The sequence below is a fragment of the Lentilactobacillus farraginis DSM 18382 = JCM 14108 genome, from assembly GCF_000583655.1.
GTDB lineage: Bacteria > Bacillota > Bacilli > Lactobacillales > Lactobacillaceae > Lentilactobacillus > Lentilactobacillus farraginis.
Genome location: NZ_BAKI01000001.1, coordinates 147,498 through 164,771, shown reverse-complemented (window position 1 = coordinate 164,771; position 17,274 = coordinate 147,498). Strand labels below are relative to the sequence as shown.

The window sequence follows — 17,274 nt, the reverse complement described above, 5'->3', positions numbered from 1 at the left end:
ACTCCTCGTTATTTGTAGGAAATTGTTGCCGCTTTATTTTTGGTTAGGGAATAATCTTTACCCGCTACTTTAACGTGTGTACCGGCATCTGCCGCGACGGTAACATCATGGTGGGTGATTTCAAATTGGTAATTGATTCCCCGATAGGCTTGTTTAAATGAAATTTTTTGCCAATTCTGTGGCAGATGCGGATTGATTGATACTTCGTTTGATTCCAGCCGAACACCTCCGTAGCAACCGGTCTCAATCTGGAGCGTGGCGCCCATAACACCTAAATGAATTCCTTCAGCCGTGGTCCCTCCTTGGATATCGTAATAATCGGAAAACAGGGCGGTTGAGAATAACTGCCAGGATTGATCCATGCTGCCGTCCATTTCATCCAGAACTGAGTAAACAATTCGTGACAATGTTGAGCCATGGGTGGTTCGATCCAAGTAGAACCGCAGATTGCTGGTAAAGTAATTTGCCGGCAGTTTGTAGCCCAAGCGGGTGATGACATCCTGAACCTCGGAAAACGGCAGTTCATAGTAGGCCATTAACGTGTCCGCCTGCTTGGCAACCTGATAAGAATCCGGTGATTTTCCTTCACCTTTAAGCAGGCGATCGATTCTGGAAATATCACCGTACTTTTTCCGGTAGGCATCGAAATTTAGCTTAGAGAGGTTGAAGTAACCGGCAAACTGACCGATGATGCCTCATCATTGATATCCAACCGAAGTTTGTGGGCAATATCATGCATTTGCGTTAGCAGTTTTTCATCCGTACCGGCTTTCTCATTAGCCGCCTTTAAAACGGCCGTCTTTTGATTGGAAACCAGGGTGGCAACTTTATCAAACAGCCAGGAAACCATGATATTGGTGTAGGCGTTGTTGGTCAGACCCTGCTCGTCCGCATTTGGATACTCTTCATGAAATTCGTCGGGCCCCATGACGTTATGGATATCATAGCGATCAGCTTTTTTATCATAAGAAGCCATGCTGACCCAGAATTTACAAATTGACAACAGCATTTCCAAACCATACTTGGCCATAAAACTATCGTCACCCGTAATCTGAACGTACTTCAAAACATCATAGGCTACGGAAATGGAAACGTGCCGTTGGAGCCGGCTGTTATCAGGGTCCCAGTTACCACTAACAGGGTTGAGGTGAACAAATTGTGATTGTTCATCACCATACATGCCGGATTGCCATGGGAACATGGCCCCCTGTTTATCTTCGGATTTGGCATATTTGCGGGCCTCGCCAATGCGATTATAACGGTAAAGCAGGCATTGCTTGGCAATTGCCGGATAGTGAATTGCGTAGAACGGCAGGTCAAACGTAACGTCCCAGAAAATGTGGCCACGATAAGCTTCACCATGAAGCCCCCGGGCACCTACAGAAGCGTCCAGTTTTCCGGATGCCAAGGCGGCTCCGGTTACCAATAAGTGATAAATATTTACTCGGGTCAGCTTCTGACTGGTAATATCATTGGTAATCTGAATGTCTGATTTCTGCCAAACATTTTTCCAAAACTTCTGACTGTCTGCCAGGGTATCTTGAAATGACGAAGCGTTCAGTTCTTTTTGCGCAGCTTCTTCAAGAGAATTATCACCGCTATCACCGGTGAAAATTGAAACATTTTTTTCAAATTCGTAACTGCTTTCCGGTTCGACATTCAAATTAAGTGTTTGGCGAATAATTTGGTTTTCGGTATCCGTATTAATAACTTTTGCCGGATCAAGATCTGGACTATCCAGTTTGGCGTTAATAACAAAAGCAACTTTGGAAGTCTTTGTCTGACCGGCCATTGAAATCTGGTTGTCGTGAGCCGACATGCCGATAATATCCAAATGGTGCTGGTTGAAATCGGCGTATCGTTCGACGTTGCCGTTGATAACGCTGCCGTCAATTTCAGAGTAAACCTGCAGGCTGCCGGAAAAGTTGATCGGCTTGATTTCGTATTTTATGGCATAGCGGTGCCAATTGGTCATGTTGGCTACTTTAGTTGCCCGGACTTGTAAAATGTGGCCGGTTGACAATTGAATATGAAGGGTCGTGGTTAAAACACCGGTTTTTAAATCAAGGCTGCGATAAATATCTTGAATGTCTTCCTTCTTGATTTTAAACGGCTTTTGGTGGTCAACACCAAAACTGATAAACTGTGAATTTGGCAGGTTAACCAAATCTTCATTAACAACGTCACGGCCGTTAATATTGGTTGTCAGTTGATTATAAACGCCGGCGACATACATGCCGGGATAATTATCCTGGTCGGCATTTGATTCAACATAGGCGCCTCGAAGGCCAAAGTAGCCGTTACCAATTGTCAGCATGGCTTCCTGACCATAGTTTCGTTTTCCGCTATACTCGCCATAGTAATCCAAGTGCCATTTCAAGTAATCGGCCTTTTCGGAAACGGCTTTTTGCAGACCAACGGCTTTGACTTTATTTAGATTAACAACCGGAATATTCATCATGTTGGCAATCGCCAAACCAATATCGATCTTTTGGTGATTGATTCCAATGATCGTATCTGAAAATTCGTAATTCAATGAATTTTCGATGATAGCGGCATCAACCGGGAGCCCGGTTAAAGCGGCTTTAATATTTTCAAGGTTATCGCCAATTGAAAATTTGGGGTTGTATGTGATCATAAACTTTCTAAAGGGCGGTTTGTTGGAATCTTCTGAATAATTTAATTCCATGACCCCGTCGCGGGCCCTGATAGCAAACGTTCTCATAACAAAACCTCTTCTCGAATTTTTGACATTATAAAGTTTTTCTAATAACTTAATTCTAGAACAAAGGCGTACGAAGCGCAATAAATTGGCGTTTCAAAGTCATTTGCGGTTGAATTGGGAACCTATTTTGGCGTTTGATTTTCTTCTTTCAGCAGGTCCCTGATTTCTTCCAGAAGCACCTCTTTTTTGTCCGGGGTTGGTTTTGCCGGTTCCTTTTTGACAAGGCGATTAATGGCTTTAATCAGGACAAAAACCACAAACGCGATAATTAAAAAGTTGATGATCGAATTCAGAAAGGCACCGTATTTAAAGGTTGTTCCACCGATTTTTACAACTAGATTGGATAAATCGATGCGGCCTAAAAACAGACCAATGAATGGATTGATCAAATTGGTCGTTAGTGAGGTGACGATGGCTGTAAAAGCACCGCCAATAATAACCCCGACAGCCAGGTCAATCACATTTCCTCTGGATATAAATGCTTTAAATTCTTTCAACATTTCCTTCACCTCCGAGTAATGCTTGTGTTATTGTATTCACATCAATTATACTTGACCAAGGAGTGGGTCACAAACCAGCGCTCTGAACGTTACTAATTTAGAATAGGATGTTTAATTTAAATTATGAAGAAAAAAGTCGGCTTAATTTTGCTATTAATTATTTTAATTTTAACAGGGGCATTTTACTTAACCAGGCAAATGGCCTGGAACTCGATTCGCTTTATTATCATTTGGATCGGTGCCATTGTTGTGATGCATTTGGTGATTACACCACTGGTCATTTCAATTGTTCGTGCAAGAGACCAACGCAAGGCTGCTTTGGAGAAAGCAGCTGCCAAGCACCGTTCGGAAGGGGCCTCCGAAGAATAAGCAAGCCAAATCCCAAAATAGTCTGATTCGAGGAGAAGTTTATGCGAAAAAAGATACTAAAGAAATTAATATTGATCGTTGCGACCAGTACTGTTGCTATAACGGCAGGCGTAATTGAAAGTTCTTCGGCTTCGGCAAAAACCAAAACAACGGCTGTTTCTGCTTCTAAACAGCAATTGATCGATGTGGTGCTAAAACCACGAAGCCAAAAGAAATTGGATCAATTTGTTTATCAATCAGTTGACCCGACAGCTAAAAATTATCGTAAATTTGTCACATCCGGCCAATTTGCCGACAAATTCGGTCAACCTACCAAAAACGTTCAAAAATTCCGTCACTATCTGAATCGATACCACCTAAAGACGGTTGTTTATCGTGGTAACTTGGTTATGGCCGTTAAGGGGTCAACTAAAAATATCCAGAAGGCATTTAAGGTTAAGCTGGTCAACGTTTCAAAGAATAAAACAACTTACCAAAAGACGACAAAAAAGCCAACCATTCCAAAATCATTTGCCAAGTCAATTCTGGCAGTCATGGGATTATCAACATACACGACCGTTTCTAAAAGCAGTCTTACCTACAAGCCGGCTTCCCTTTATACGCGGGCAGCGGTTGGTCTGAGCCAAACGGAGGTTGCCAAACGGTATTCGCCGGCTAAGTTTATCGGTCATTATGGGGTTTCAAAGCTTTATGATAATGGCTCAACCGGCCGTAGTAAGACGATTGGGATTATTTCTTTTGCCAATTATCATCCCAGCGATGCTTACCGGTTTTGGAACGGGATGGGAATTGATGTTAAATCTAATCGATTAAGTACTTATCGAACAAACGGCTATCGGGGTACTTGGGACGGCTATAACGAAACGACAACCGATATTGAGCAGGCTGGCGCGGTGGCGCCGGATAGTAATATTCGAGCTACATTGGCAAGCCCAATATTACCGGAATGGTTAACTCATTGGCAGCAGCCACCGGGCAGAATACAGTTGATGTCTTATCGTTGAGCTGGGGGCAGAGTGAAGCCCAGCTGGCGTATGAAATCAAGCAGGGGGTGACACCTGCCAAATACAATCAGATTATGAATTTATTATTTGAACAGGCGGCTGCCCAAGGAATCAGCGTGTTTGCAGCCAGCGGCGATAATGGCGCTTACGATGGAATCTCGGGTGGCAGTACTGCATTGAGCGTTGACACACCGGCTAATTCGCCTTTTGTGACAGCTGTCGGCGGAACAACACTGCCGCGAACTTATAACGTTAATAAGCAAACGGTTCAAATTAATAAGGAACGGGCCTGGGCTTCCGAATTTCTGTATCCGCAATATAAGAATCAGCAGTTCAACGGCTTTGAAGATTGGGTTCAAACTTTCTTTGCCGGCGGTGGTGGCGGATTCAGCCGCTATAATGCAGTTCCCAAGTATCAATCCGGCTTTAGTGGTGTTGGCACTTATGATGCCACTCGACTTTGGTCGTTTAAAAACGGCAAGGCCAAACTGCTGGATAAGCCGGTTGCTGTCAGTGGCAAAGCTAAGGGCCGTAATGTGCCGGATTTATCAGCAAATGCGGATCCGAATACCGGGTATGCCATTTTCATAACACCCAAGAAAGACTCCTCAGCTACGGGTGAGTGGGAAGTTTCCGGCGGCACCAGTGTCGTTGCCCCGCAGATGGCAGCTGCCAGTATTTTAATGTCAAATAATACTTCTGGCCGGTTGGGCTTTTGGAACCCGCAGATTTATCGCTTTGCCGCGCAGACCAATTCACCATTTACGGTTTTGGACAGTCGAACCAATAACACGAATTTATATTACACCGGTCAACCGGGAAAATTGTATAACCAGGCAACTGGTTTGGGAACGGTTGATTTTAACAAGCTGGACAAACTGTTCAATTCATAACATATTAACAGGAGGACTAAATGGATAAAAACAACCAACTAAGAGCAGGGGACTATTTTGAGCGGATTGCCGTTTTTGTTGGCTTGGTAGTACTGGTTTTAATTGTTCAATTACCATTGTCATTTATTATGTATGGGCACTATTCGGCAATTGGCCGGTACACTTGGGCAGGCATTTATTTATTGGGGTTTGCATTGGCAATCACGATTGCTGTCTACTGTTATCGAAAATACGCGCATCCTCAAAAATGCCATTAACCCGTCAAGATGTTTCGATGATTTTGGTGGCGTATGTGTCATTTTTTGTTATTCAGATTGGGCTTGGCTTATTGAACCAGGCAATTTATCATCAAACATCAACGGCAAACAACAAAGTAATCTATCAAATAATGGGAACCAATCACTTCACCTTGGTTTTAATGGGGTTTACGGCGGTCTTTTGTTCGCCAATCTTGGAAGAACTGGTATTTCGGGGCTTTCTGATTGGCGCCATGTTCACGACCAGGACCAAAGCATTGGCAGTTGTAATTAGTGGCGTCTTATTTGCGTTCCCACACATGGCAGATATCAACGTCATCAGTTTCTTAACGTATGCAATTTTGGGCGGTACGTTGGCTTATTTGTACGTTCATACCAATAATATCAAGGTGCCGATTGGCCTGCACTTTTTAAATAATTTAATCGCAATGGGTATGATGCTGCTTCAGGTAACATTAAACAGCCATTAGGACAACGATGTTGGGGGAAATTTGAAATGGGACTTGAACAACCACTTGTAAACGACTTATCTCAAGGGATTAAAGGCAGTTTAAACCTGATTACGGACGTGCCGGGCGTTCGGGTAGGGCAAATCACCATCGACAATGGCGATGTTCATACGGGCGTGACTGCAATTCGGCCGCATCCGGGAAATTTATTTCGAAAAAAGGTGCCGGCAGCCGCCTATGTCATCAATGGTTTCGGAAAAAGTGTCGGTTTGGTGCAGATTGACGAACTGGGAACAATTGAGACGCCAATTTTACTTACCAATACGTTCGGAGTTGGTACCGCCATTAATGCGTTGACAAAGCAGCTGCTGGCAGAGAACAAGGAAATCGGTGATACTACCAGCACCGTTAATCCAGTGGTCGCGGAATGTAACGATGGTGATGTGTCCAACATTCGCAAAATGGCATTAACCGAAAGTGACGTTTCCCGGGCATTAAGCATCACTGACGGTCAATTTGCCGAAGGGGCAGTTGGCGCCGGTCGGGGGATGATGTGTTACGATTTGAAAGGCGGTATCGGGTCTTCTTCCCGGATTGTTAAAGTTGACCAAGATCATCAGTATACAGTTGGTGCGCTGGTAATGACCAATTATGGCTTTTTGGATGACTTTATTGTTAATGGGATTCCCATCGGCAAGCCACTGGCTAAGTTAATTGCTGCCAATAAACAAAAAGAGGAGAAGGGCTCTATCATTACGGTGTTGGCAACGGATGCGCCTTTAAATTCCCGTCAACTAAAGCGGTTGGCCAAGCGCGCGACGGTCGGCATTAATCGAACCGGCGGCTTCATTGGCAATGGCAGTGGTGAAATTGTTTTTGCTTTTTCAACGACTAATCTGATTAATCACTTTGCCAAGCGTCAATTTGAGACGATCACCCGGTTTAACGATAACCAAATCGATTTATTTTTTAGAGCAGCCGCGGCTTCAGTAGACGAAGCTGTTTTAAGTTCACTGGTTCACGCTGAATCGGTGATCGATCGAAAGGGCCGATTGCGGTTATCCTTAACTGATGCTTTGCAGCAGCTTAAAGTCAGCCAGCCGCAGTATACTGAAATGGTTGACAACGTTAAATCACAATTAGGGGTTAAATGATGGCAGAACAGATTTTGTTGGGAGCAGAAAATATTCGTCAAATGGCTTGGGGAGCCGTCAATGGTTGCGAGGCGGCCAGTTTATTGATGGGGCTTCATTTTAAATGCCGCGCACTAAATTTGAGTTACGGCCAATTTTTAAAAACGATGCCGATCAATCAAGCCGGTAATCCTTATCGTGGTTTTGGTGGGTCTCCTTTTAAAAACCAATCGGGAAAGTTTGAAGCGATTTTTGTTCGGCCGTTGTTGAACTGGGGCCGACAATATGGCCGGCTGATTGATTTAAGCGGTGCAGCCCCCGCCTGGTTGTATGCTGAAGTCGCAAAACATAATCCGGTCGTTACTTATGTCACGGTTCATTTTGAGGCACCGGATTGGGAGATATATCCCTTTGGCAGGGTACCGGTAAATAACCATGCAGTTTTGTTGGATGGTTTTTCCGATCAAAAGGTTCATGTCAGTGATCCGATTGATGGCAAATATTGGCTGGCGAAGGAAAAGTTCGAAGCAATTTATAATACACGGCGAATGGCGGTTGCCGTCATTAATTAAATATGTAAATTTAACGGGCTTGATGAAAAATTCATTAAAAAAGCCTGTTTTTTTATAATATTTATGCTAAATTAGAGTTTAAGCGGGGTTCGTTAAGAATCGCACATATTTTGAGGAGTGATGATGATGCACATGTCTCGTAACATATCGATGTTAGCAAGTATTGCCGGCATTTCGTTAATTCTGGTTGGGTGTGGCCAAAAAACAGGCCAACAGAAAAAAACGATCACAACGTCGACTGATTCGGAATTAACAACGGTTGATCCGTCAAAGACAACGGCCGTTGGCACCTTTAACGTCTTAAACAACGTTGATGAAGGTTTGTTTCGGCTTGGGAAGAACAGCAAGGTGGAGCCGGGGATTGCCACTTCATCGACTATTTCAAAAGATGGGAAGACCTATACATTTAAGCTTAGAAAGAACGCTAAATGGAGCAATGGTGATCCGGTTACCGCTCAGGACTTCGTTTATTCCTGGCGGCGGACGTTAAATCCCAAGACAGCTTCCCAGTACGGCTATTTATTCTCGGGGATCAAAAATGCTGATAAAATCCAAAATAAAAAGGCCCCCGTTTCGTCGCTTGGTATTAAAGCAAATGGCAAGTATCAATTGACGGTGACGCTGGAACAGCGAATTCCGTACTTCAAGCTGCTGATGGGCTTTCCGGTATTCTTCCCGCAAAACGCCAAGACAGTTAATAAGTATGGCAGCAAATACGGGACATCATCCGGCACACAAGTTTATAACGGGCCGTTTACACTGAAAAAGTGGACCGGAACAAACTTGAATTGGACACTAAAGAAAAATAATACTTATTGGGATAAACAGCATGTCAAGCTAGATAATGTGAAGTTCAAAGTCGTTAAGGATCCGTCAACCGGGCTAAACTTATTTAATCAGGATAACTTAGATATGGCTCAATTGTCGGCCACCCAGTCCAAACAAATGAAGAAGAAGAAAGATTTAGTTTCACGGCAGCAATCGTCGAGTTATTATATTGCCGTTAATCAACGACTGAAGGCTTTTAAAAACCTGAAGATCCGCCAGGCAATGTCAATGATTATTAATCGGCCATTGTTGGCAAACCGAGTTGTTGCCGGCGGGGCAATCAGCACTGACAGCTTTGTATCGAAAGGACTGGCCGTTTCACCGAAGGATGGGACTGACTTTACCAAAGATGTAACGGCGCCTGCGTCCATGTCCTATAACCCGACCCGGGCAAAGCAGCTCTTTAAGCAGGGCCTTCAGGAAGTTGGGCTTAAATCACTGCACTTTACATTGCTGAATTCGGATACGTATGATCAAAAGCAGTTGAGTGAATACCTGCAAAGCGCACTTGAGAAGTTGCCAGGACTTCACGTAACTTTAAATAATATTCCCGGTCGGGTTATCTTATCCCGGCAGGCAAACCATCAATTCCAGGCAACGGTTGCCAATTGGTTTGCTGATTTTTCCGATCCGATTACTTTCCTGAATATTTTAACGTCTAAAAACCCAAGTAATATTTCAGGATGGAAGAACACGCAATATGATCAGTTGATCGATGCAAGTAATAATGATGACGGCAGCAATGCCCAGTCTCGGTGGAATGATATGGTCAAAGCACAAACCTTGGCTTTAAAGGACCAGGCGATTATTCCACTGTATCAATCCGGTGAAAAATGGTTAATTAAATCAAACGTTAAAGATGTGATTTACAACACTGCCGGCGCAAATTACAACTTTAAAGATGCTTACATCAAGTAGGGGGGCGCTTATAAGTGACGCCGGTTATTAAAAAAATCTTGGTTACCGAAGAAGCGGTTCCTTTAAAGCGACCGTTTAAAACGGCTTTACGAACGGTAACAACCGCCCAAACACTTATCATCAAGGTGATCGATAGTGATGGCTTGGTGGGCTTTGGTGAAGCAGCGCCCACACCGGTCATTACCGGTGACACCGTTTCAAGTATAAAAGAAGCGATTAATGATATTATCGGGCCCAAATTGATTGGTAAGTCCCTGATTAATTCCGAAGATATTAAGGCAACAATCGATCAGGCAATGGTGCATAATTCGAGTCCTAAAGCGGCCTTAAACATTGCGGTTAATGATCTGATTGCGCAGCACTATCACGTCCCATTGGTTCAAGTTTTGGGCGGTAACGCGGACCATATTACAACAGACTATACGGTCAGTGTTGATTCAACGGAAAAAATGATTCGTCAAGCGCAGGACTTGATTGCGGCAGGCTTTTCGACATTAAAAATTAAGGTTGGCAGTCAATCGGAACGCGCGGACGTGCAACGGGTAGCTGCCATTCGCCAAGCGGTTGGCCCGTCGGTTAAACTACGGTTGGACGCCAATCAGGGCTGGCATCATAAACAGGCAGTTGCCGCAATTAACCGGATGGCCCAAATGGGATTGGCAATCGAACTGGTTGAACAGCCGGTGCCGGCAGCTGATTTTGAAGGGCTGGCTTACGTGACCCGGCATACTCAAACCATGATTATGGCGGATGAAAGTGTTTTTTCAGTCGCAGATGCGCAGCGGTTAATTTCAATGCGGGGATGCGATTTGATTAATCTAAAGCTGATGAAAGCCGGTGGTATTGATAATGCCTTAAAAATCAATACTTTAGCGGAAACAGCCGGTATTTCCTGTATGGTCGGCAGTATGATCGAGTCTTCTGTTTCGGTAACGGCAGCGGCTCATTTAGCTGCAGCCAAACGCAATGTGAAGTATGTCGACTTGGATGCCTCAATGATGTTTTCAAGCAATCCCGTTCAGGGAGGCTTAATTAATCAAAAAGCGCGGATTCAACTGCCTGACGTCCCTGGATTGGGATTTCAGGACCGTCATTAAAATGACCATTAGTTGAATAAAAGATTTGGCGAAATGGAAGCGGCGCGATTTGGCGGCGCTTCTTTTTTTGATTAGGTTTATGGATTGGCATTGAAAAGTCGCTCTTATTTATTGAAAGTGATATTCGTGGTATCATAATTAAAAACGAATAGGGGGTGTCACGGTGGAAACAAGACGTGTTAAAGTACCTGTGGCAACTATCTGGAAATCCAAAACAGCACCGCGACAAGTGGATCAACCGGCGTTGGCCGGTGACGTCAAGAGCTGGGTTGCTCAAATGAGTGATGAAGCGTCCGTTCAACTGAGCGATGATGATCTTTTGGAGACACAGGCGTTATTTAATGATGAATTGATAATTGACCATTTTGATGGTGATTGGGCAAAGGTGTTTGTTGTCAATCAAAAAGACGATTCGGATTCCAGGGGGTATCCCGGCTGGGTACCGGCGAAATTACTGACTGATCGACAGATCACTTATCCACCCGTCACATCAACGGTTCGAGTTGCGGTTAAAACAGCTCAATTGTATGATGCAAATAAGGAACCCTTAATGGTTGTCAGCCTGGGAACCATTCTGCCGGAAACCGGAATTGACGGTGATTTTCTTGAGGTTGCGACACCGTTTGGGAAGGGCTACTTAAAAAAGGAAGCGGCAATTGTACCATTTGCGGAACAGAATGCTGGTGAAACAATGGTGGCAATGGCACGGCAATTTCTTGGAATGCGTTATTTGTGGGGCGGTATCAGCGCTTATGGTTTTGACTGCTCCGGTTTGGCCTACACGCTGCATCGGGTTTTGGGCTTTGAAATCCCCAGAGATGCTGACGATCAACGTGAAGGCGGTATGCCAATTGCGCCGGAGGCTATTTTGCCGGGTGACCTGGTCTTCTTTGCCTATAATCATGGCAAAGGTTATGTGCACCATGTCGGGATGTATATCGGTAACGGTAAAATGATTGAATCCAGGACACCGGGAAAAACAGTTGACATTGCCAGCTTAACTGAGCCCAAGTTTGCGGCTGAATTTGCAGGGTTTAGGAGATATTGGCGATGAAAGCGGACTTGATTCGTTCAATTCGTAAATTGATTACCAGTCAACCTTATGAAATCGGCATCACAATTAAAATTGACCGTCAACAGGAGCTGGCCATTAATGCTGATCGGCAATTTCGGTCAGCTTCTTTAATTAAATTGGCTGTTATAAATTACGTCTTGGCCAGTCATCAGGATTTATCTCGAGAAATTCAACTGAATCCTGATAAAATGGTTGGTGGCGCGGGTGTTTTGCAATTACTTTCAATTCCCCGACTCCGGTTAAGAGACTTATTGGCTTTGATGATTAGCGTTTCCGATAATGCGGCAACCAATTTTGTGATTGACAGTGTTGGCAAACCAAAAATTAATCAATATTTACAACAACGAGGATTCACTAAAACCCGACTTAATCGTAATTTGATGGATACAAGTGCTTTAAGAAACGGGCTTGATAATTATACATCGGTTAGTGAAAGTCAACGCTTATTGGAAATGGTATTGGCAAAGTATCCGATTGCCAAACCGTGGTTTTTGAATCAACAGTTTCGCTATAAGTTAGCCGGTGCTTTTGATGAATCGGGAAATGGTATTCAGGTGTTTAACAAAACCGGTGAGGGTTATCAAATTGACCATGACGTGGCTGAATTTGTATATGGCAACCACACTGTTTCGGTCGCACTGCTGACCTTTGGTTCGAGAGATCGTTCAAAAACAATTCAGTTGTTTAATCAGATTGGTGAAAAATGTGCTGATTATCTTTTAAATAGATAGTTAAGATGCACAGTCAGGTTTAAAATGATAAAGCAGTTTTGACAATCCTGGTTGTTTGCTGAAACGTTAAGTGGTAATATATGAGGCAACTAATGTTAGAAGATATAACATTAGTTGCCTTTTAATCATTTTAATTGTTTTTAAATTAAGAAAAGCAGGCGATATGTATGCAGAGAAGTGAAACTGTGACTACTTTTAAGGGAAACTATATTGATGGTCGTTGGCAGCCGGCGATGAGTGGAAAACAGCGAAATGTCTATAACCCAGCCACTGGCAGTTTAATCGGGATTGTGGCCGAAAGTTCCAGAGAAGATGCTGTTAGGGCAGTCTTAGCGGCCCAAAAATCATTTTATGTGACTCGGGAATGGCGAGATATGAACACGCAGGCTCGATCCGACATTCTGTATCAAATTGCTGAAAAAATTAGTGAGAATCGAGATGAATTAGCCTATTTGGATACTGTCGACAATGGGAAGCCATTGCGTGAGGCTGAAGGGGATGTTGATGATGCCTATCACTGTTTTTTATACTATGCTGGATTGATTAAGGCCCCGAGCGGCAGTAATTATGGTGTTAATGACGGCTTTGGCAGAATGGCCGCAAGTACTATTCATGAACCAGTTGGGGTTTGCGCTCAGATTGTGCCATGGAATTATCCGCTATTAATGGGCGTTTGGAAACTGGCGCCAGCGTTAGCAGCCGGTAATAGTGTTGTGTTTAAGCCTAGTGAAATAACACCGTTGTCCACTGTTAGATTATTTGACATCTTCGATGAAGTTGGGTTACCGGCAGGCACGGCCAATTTAGTAATTGGAACGGGAGAGCAGGTTGGTGCCGAATTGGCAAAAAATGAAAACGTTGATATGATTACATTCACGGGGAGTACCGCGGTTGGCCAATCAATTATGCGGGCTGCAGCTGGTAATGTTAAAAAAATCGGGCTGGAACTTGGTGGTAAATCTCCCAATATTATTTTTGCCGATGCTGATTTTGAAGGTGCAGTGGAATGGGCAATGCTGGGAATTTTTCTGAATCAGGGAGAAATTTGTTCAGCAGGGTCAAGGATTATTATTGAAGAACGTTTGAAAGATAAATTTATCAAGCGGCTAAAAGAGCGGGCCGAGGCTTTGACGATAGGCAACGGTTTGGATAATCCGGACATGGGGCCGGTAGTTTCCAAACGCCAGTTGAATCGGATCCTTGATTACATTCGGATTGGTAAGCAAGAAGGAGCCAAGTTGGTTTGTGGTGGTTACCGGCTGACGGATCCGCCTTATGGGCGGGGGAACTTTATTGCACCGACAATTTTCGACGATTGTACGTCACACATGCGAATTGTTCAAGAAGAAATCTTCGGCCCTGTTGTGACGATTCAAACATTTCAAACGGAAGAAGAGGCGGTTAAGCTTGCCAATGATACCCGTTATGGTCTTGCCGGAGCCGTCTTTACAAGCGATGGGGCAAAGGCGCTTCGAGTGATTAAGGAGATCCGTGCCGGTATTACTTGGGTGAACTGCTACAATCCAACTTTTAATGAAGCACCTTGGGGTGGTTATAAAATGAGTGGTATCGGTCGCGAGCTGGGAGAAGCCGGCTTAAGAGAATATCAGGAAACCAAACAGATTAATATCAATTTAACCCCTGGTCCGGTTGGCTGGTATCAACACGGCTAGTTGGCTATTCAAATGAATCATTTTTATAAGTTTAGATAAAAACAGAACCTCACTAAAAGTTAATTTAGCAAGGCTCTGTTTTTAATAATAGTATTTATATTGCCTCAAGCTGACATATCGCCCCTCTTTAGCAGTGAAAGTGGTTGAAACTCATTGAAATTAAATCACATTTTTTAAAACTAAGTAACAAATTATTTTTTTCCACAACCAATTTTTGCTTTTAATTCCATTTTTAATCACCTCGATATCTAATTACGATTAAAAAAGGTGAAAATTTTTAAAAAATTGCTTTATACGGTGTGTAAATTATATGATGTGCAAAATTTTGTGCAAAAAAAATTTCGGTTTCTTATGTTTTTTAATGCTAACTGAAAAATAAGAACCTCACTAAACGTTGATTTAGCAAGGTTCTTATTTTTTAAAAGTTCTTTATTCTTCATAAAAATGCCCCAAGCAGGATTCGAACCTGTACTTGATTACTCAAACAGCGACCTGAACGCTGCGCGTCTGCCAGTTCCGCCATTGGGGCATCAAAACAACATAGTTTATTTTACACTAAAAGTTGTAACTTGAAAAGATGTTTTGACGTTTTGATTTAAAAAATAAATAACGCCCCGCTTCCGGATTGTGTTTCATCAGTAAATAACCGATTAACGCCATTAGAAAAGCGCCGGTGACATCCGCAATCAAATCAGTCATCGTATCCATCAAAGCTGCCCGGCCAACCAGAAGTTTACCGGCTGCTTCGTAACGCTGCAGGTTCATACCGCCAAGGCCATCAGCGGTAAACTCGTAGAATTCCCAGAAAATACCGCAGGTGGCCCCAAACGTAAAGGAAAACAAACTCATTAAAAAGGGGTTTTCCCAAGCATTTCTTTTTGAGCGGGAAATGCCTTGAAAAATAGCGTATCCCAACCCGGCCAACATTACAGCAGACAAAACATGTTCATATTTATCCCAGTAGGCAACCCCGTAAAATTGAAGACCGGACCCCAGGAAAATAGACATATAAAGAAAAATATAAAAGAAAATCAGCTCAATCTGCGGGAAGTAAAAACGACCGATTTTTTCAATCAAGTAAGGCAATAGGGCGATTAGAATGCCAATTGCCACTTCAATGAGTAAAAGTGATTGATCTGAAAATTTGGGCTGACCTGTGAAAAACCAATAGCCATAATATCCCAAATAGCCAACCATCGAAACAATACTGATGACGCAGAGCCACGTACTCAATCTGATTTTATTTATTTTCATTATGTACAAAATCCCCCTTGACGAAGTTAGAAAATCGACTACAATTTAATCGTTATTGAAATAAATGCCTTGCTTTTAAAACAAAATAACCTACAATGTTATTATACACTACGCGAACGGAGTTGAACCAAATGCCAGAAACACAGCCAATTAGACTTGATTCACAGTTATGTTTTCAAATCTATACTGCTAATAAAAAGTTTAATAAATTCTATCAAGATGCTTTAAAACCCTTTAATTTAACTTACCCCCAATACATTGCTTTACTAACACTTTGGGAGAACGCACCCATGTCGGTTAAAAAAATCGGTAAGCATCTGCATCTTGACAGTGGAACGTTAACACCTTTGTTGAAGCGTCTTGAAAGTCATGGGTGGATTACCCGGAACAGGAGCCCGCATGATGAGCGGACGGTTATTATTCAATTGACAGATAAAGCATTGTCTCAGCGCGATGCAGTTTATGACCGCGTGAACAGCTGTCAAGACCTTTTGAACTTAACCAATGATCAAATTGAAGATTGCATGGCAACGTTGACCATGTTGGATGAACATCTTGATTCGTATAACAATCGCGACACAGATGAATAGTCAAAATTTTAATAAAAAGCCGTTTTAGTCAAGACTGCCGGGAATATCCGACAGAAATGACCGAGCCGGCTTTTTATTTTTAACAAAACTGACAGCTTGTGATTAATAGTATAATCGTTAAACTTCTTATTTGCTTTCCTTTTATAAAAAAGTCATTATAATAGTAATTGGAAGGATAATTACGCTTACATGGAAAGGGTGAGAGTTATGTACGAACACATTCTTGTACCACTTGATGGTAGTCGTAATTCAAAACAGGCGCTTGAAGAGGCTGTTAAATTGGCAAAGCAGTTTAAGTCAAAGATCAGCTTGCTGACGGTTATTAACAACACGAACTTTTATTATGGGACTGGTGCTGCCGGCATGCCGCCAAGTATGTACGATGATCAGAAACAGATGGCTGAAAAGATTTTGGCAGACGCCAAGAAATACGTTGAGACGCAGGGGATTGCTTATGAAGCAACTGCCGATATTGGCAATCCAAAGAATATCATTGCACATATTTATCCGGATCAACACGGTATTGATTTAATTGTCATCGGTAAATCCGGAGTTGATGCGCTGAACCGACTGTTGATTGGATCGACAACGGCATACGTTGTTCGAAATGCAGCCACTAAAGTATTGGTGGTTAACGCTAAGGATTAAGCAATCACGCTAAATGAAACTTGAACCATAAAAGAGTCGAAACCCACGAGAAAATTCGTTGGATTTCGACTCTTTTAAATTAATAAAGTTCACCAAAAGCTTAAAGCTTATCGGAAACCCGATAAGGCTTTTCGGTTGTATTATGATTGCTGACGGCTTCGTTGGTATGGGTAATAGCATCATCTGCCAGGAAGATATCGAATGATTGACTATTGGCGCCATGAACCACTAAAACTTTTTTGTCGGCTTCCTGTTTTTGCTTATAAATCTGAGCTGTTTTAACTGCCTCGTTATGATCGTGAAAGTTACCGATCGAATCCCCGGGATTGAAGAATACAATTTCATCCATAGGTACCGCTCCCTTCAATTGCTTTTTCATACTCTTAAGTCAAGTATAACTTATATTGGTGGTAAAATGAAATACAACGTCGGCTTAGACGCATAACGACGCCGTTTTTTAAGAAAGCATTATTCTACTGGTAGCTATGGAGGTTATCTGATAAAATAAAAACCGTTATGTTCGATATATTAGGCTAACAAAGTTAGATTTACAACAGA

At 42.8% G+C, this 17,274-nt stretch carries 17 protein-coding genes, 1 tRNA gene and 1 pseudogene; 14 read left to right on the top strand and 5 right to left on the bottom strand.

Translation table 11 applies throughout. The features are described 5' to 3' along the window. Nucleotides 1-8: 8 nt before the first annotated feature. A pseudogene (locus JCM14108_RS00840) lies at nt 9-2,725 on the bottom strand (glycoside hydrolase family 65 protein). 122 nt (nt 2,726-2,847) lie between these two features. Further along, nucleotides 2,848-3,225, bottom strand: coding sequence for a large-conductance mechanosensitive channel protein MscL (gene mscL / locus JCM14108_RS00835; protein ID WP_035177444.1), 378 nt, complete (start codon nt 3,223-3,225; stop codon nt 2,848-2,850). A gap of 123 nt (nt 3,226-3,348) precedes the next feature. Here mscL and JCM14108_RS00830 point away from each other — a divergent pair, with 123 nt between their 5' ends. The 12 genes from JCM14108_RS00830 to JCM14108_RS00785 all read left to right on the top strand — a co-directional run bounded on the left by JCM14108_RS00830 (nt 3,349) and on the right by JCM14108_RS00785 (nt 14,224). Further along, nucleotides 3,349-3,594, top strand: coding sequence for a hypothetical protein (locus JCM14108_RS00830; protein WP_051995944.1), 246 nt, complete (start codon nt 3,349-3,351; stop codon nt 3,592-3,594). Between the two features lie 41 nt (nt 3,595-3,635). Further along, nucleotides 3,636-4,598 (top strand): protease pro-enzyme activation domain-containing protein, encoded by a 963-nt coding sequence (locus JCM14108_RS14940; RefSeq protein WP_237745662.1) that lies wholly within the window; start codon nt 3,636-3,638, stop codon nt 4,596-4,598. Next, nucleotides 4,553-5,491, top strand: coding sequence for a S8/S53 family peptidase (locus tag JCM14108_RS14935; RefSeq protein WP_237745661.1), 939 nt, complete (start codon nt 4,553-4,555; stop codon nt 5,489-5,491). The genes JCM14108_RS14940 and JCM14108_RS14935 overlap by 46 nt, the downstream gene beginning before the upstream one ends. Nucleotides 5,492-5,511: 20 nt before the next feature. Continuing rightward, nucleotides 5,512-5,748, top strand: coding sequence for a hypothetical protein (locus JCM14108_RS14930; protein ID WP_237745660.1), 237 nt, complete (start codon nt 5,512-5,514; stop codon nt 5,746-5,748). Further along, complete coding sequence (locus JCM14108_RS00820) at nt 5,739-6,218, top strand: CPBP family intramembrane glutamic endopeptidase (RefSeq protein WP_237745659.1); 480 nt, start codon at nt 5,739-5,741, stop codon at nt 6,216-6,218. The genes JCM14108_RS14930 and JCM14108_RS00820 overlap by 10 nt, the downstream gene beginning before the upstream one ends. A gap of 26 nt (nt 6,219-6,244) precedes the next feature. Beyond that, the gene (locus tag JCM14108_RS00815; RefSeq protein ID WP_035177441.1) at nt 6,245-7,351 is read left to right on the top strand and encodes a P1 family peptidase; all 1,107 of its coding nucleotides are present in this window, start codon (nt 6,245-6,247) and stop codon (nt 7,349-7,351) included. After that, nucleotides 7,351-7,902, top strand: a complete 552-nt coding sequence (locus JCM14108_RS00810) for a C39 family peptidase (RefSeq protein ID WP_035177439.1) — start codon at nt 7,351-7,353, stop codon at nt 7,900-7,902. The genes JCM14108_RS00815 and JCM14108_RS00810 overlap by 1 nt, the downstream gene beginning before the upstream one ends. Before the next feature lie 126 nt (nt 7,903-8,028). Then, a complete protein-coding gene (locus JCM14108_RS00805; RefSeq protein WP_035177436.1) occupies nt 8,029-9,648 on the top strand; it encodes a peptide ABC transporter substrate-binding protein in 1,620 nt (539 codons plus the stop codon). Nucleotides 9,649-9,662: 14 nt separating this feature from the next. Then, a complete protein-coding gene (locus JCM14108_RS00800; RefSeq protein ID WP_035177432.1) occupies nt 9,663-10,745 on the top strand; it encodes a dipeptide epimerase in 1,083 nt (360 codons plus the stop codon). A 163-nt stretch (nt 10,746-10,908) separates the two neighbouring features. Then, nucleotides 10,909-11,799, top strand: a complete 891-nt coding sequence (locus JCM14108_RS00795) for a C40 family peptidase (protein WP_035177430.1) — start codon at nt 10,909-10,911, stop codon at nt 11,797-11,799. Then, complete coding sequence (locus JCM14108_RS00790) at nt 11,796-12,551, top strand: serine hydrolase (protein WP_035177427.1); 756 nt, start codon at nt 11,796-11,798, stop codon at nt 12,549-12,551. Before JCM14108_RS00795 ends, JCM14108_RS00790 begins: the two co-directional genes overlap by 4 nt. Before the next feature lie 167 nt (nt 12,552-12,718). Beyond that, the gene (locus tag JCM14108_RS00785) at nt 12,719-14,224 is read left to right on the top strand and encodes an aldehyde dehydrogenase family protein (protein WP_051995942.1); all 1,506 of its coding nucleotides are present in this window, start codon (nt 12,719-12,721) and stop codon (nt 14,222-14,224) included. A gap of 445 nt (nt 14,225-14,669) precedes the next feature. Here JCM14108_RS00785 and JCM14108_RS00780 read toward each other — a convergent pair. After that, nucleotides 14,670-14,753 (bottom strand) — tRNA-Leu (locus tag JCM14108_RS00780). Nucleotides 14,754-14,779: 26 nt separating this feature from the next. Next, entirely contained in the window at nt 14,780-15,478 is a 699-nt protein-coding gene (locus JCM14108_RS00775; RefSeq protein WP_035177425.1) for a DUF2238 domain-containing protein, read from the bottom strand. A 131-nt stretch (nt 15,479-15,609) separates the two neighbouring features. Here JCM14108_RS00775 and JCM14108_RS00770 point away from each other — a divergent pair, with 131 nt between their 5' ends. Together JCM14108_RS00770 and JCM14108_RS00765 are read left to right on the top strand one after the other, a co-directional pair. Beyond that, a complete protein-coding gene (locus JCM14108_RS00770; protein WP_035177423.1) occupies nt 15,610-16,068 on the top strand; it encodes a MarR family winged helix-turn-helix transcriptional regulator in 459 nt (152 codons plus the stop codon). Nucleotides 16,069-16,275: 207 nt separating this feature from the next. Then, nucleotides 16,276-16,716 carry a universal stress protein gene (locus tag JCM14108_RS00765; protein ID WP_035177421.1) on the top strand — a complete coding sequence of 147 codons (441 nt, stop codon included), beginning with the start codon at nt 16,276-16,278 and terminating at the stop codon, nt 16,714-16,716. Between the two features lie 100 nt (nt 16,717-16,816). Here JCM14108_RS00765 and JCM14108_RS00760 read toward each other — a convergent pair whose 3' ends face one another. Beyond that, entirely contained in the window at nt 16,817-17,065 is a 249-nt protein-coding gene (locus tag JCM14108_RS00760; protein ID WP_035177419.1) for a hypothetical protein, read from the bottom strand. Nucleotides 17,066-17,274 lie beyond the last annotated feature (209 nt).

What these genes read in the sequence shown, in the direction of transcription:
- JCM14108_RS00810 (WP_035177439.1), top strand. Translation starts at nt 7,351, where the DNA reads ATGGCAGAACAGATTTTGTTGGGAGCAGAAAATATTCGTCAAATGGCT.
- JCM14108_RS00765 (WP_035177421.1), top strand. Translation starts at nt 16,276, where the DNA reads ATGTACGAACACATTCTTGTACCACTTGATGGTAGTCGTAATTCAAAA.
- JCM14108_RS00785 (WP_051995942.1), top strand. Translation starts at nt 12,719, where the DNA reads ATGCAGAGAAGTGAAACTGTGACTACTTTTAAGGGAAACTATATTGAT.
- mscL (WP_035177444.1), bottom strand. Translation starts at nt 3,225, where the DNA reads ATGTTGAAAGAATTTAAAGCATTTATATCCAGAGGAAATGTGATTGAC.
- JCM14108_RS00790 (WP_035177427.1), top strand. Translation starts at nt 11,796, where the DNA reads ATGAAAGCGGACTTGATTCGTTCAATTCGTAAATTGATTACCAGTCAA.
- JCM14108_RS00820 (WP_237745659.1), top strand. Translation starts at nt 5,739, where the DNA reads ATGCCATTAACCCGTCAAGATGTTTCGATGATTTTGGTGGCGTATGTG.
- JCM14108_RS14930 (WP_237745660.1), top strand. Translation starts at nt 5,512, where the DNA reads ATGGATAAAAACAACCAACTAAGAGCAGGGGACTATTTTGAGCGGATT.
- JCM14108_RS00760 (WP_035177419.1), bottom strand. Translation starts at nt 17,065, where the DNA reads ATGGATGAAATTGTATTCTTCAATCCCGGGGATTCGATCGGTAACTTT.
- JCM14108_RS00815 (WP_035177441.1), top strand. Translation starts at nt 6,245, where the DNA reads ATGGGACTTGAACAACCACTTGTAAACGACTTATCTCAAGGGATTAAA.
- JCM14108_RS00775 (WP_035177425.1), bottom strand. Translation starts at nt 15,478, where the DNA reads ATGAAAATAAATAAAATCAGATTGAGTACGTGGCTCTGCGTCATCAGT.
- JCM14108_RS00770 (WP_035177423.1), top strand. Translation starts at nt 15,610, where the DNA reads ATGCCAGAAACACAGCCAATTAGACTTGATTCACAGTTATGTTTTCAA.
- JCM14108_RS14940 (WP_237745662.1), top strand. Translation starts at nt 3,636, where the DNA reads ATGCGAAAAAAGATACTAAAGAAATTAATATTGATCGTTGCGACCAGT.
- JCM14108_RS00805 (WP_035177436.1), top strand. Translation starts at nt 8,029, where the DNA reads ATGCACATGTCTCGTAACATATCGATGTTAGCAAGTATTGCCGGCATT.
- JCM14108_RS00830 (WP_051995944.1), top strand. Translation starts at nt 3,349, where the DNA reads ATGAAGAAAAAAGTCGGCTTAATTTTGCTATTAATTATTTTAATTTTA.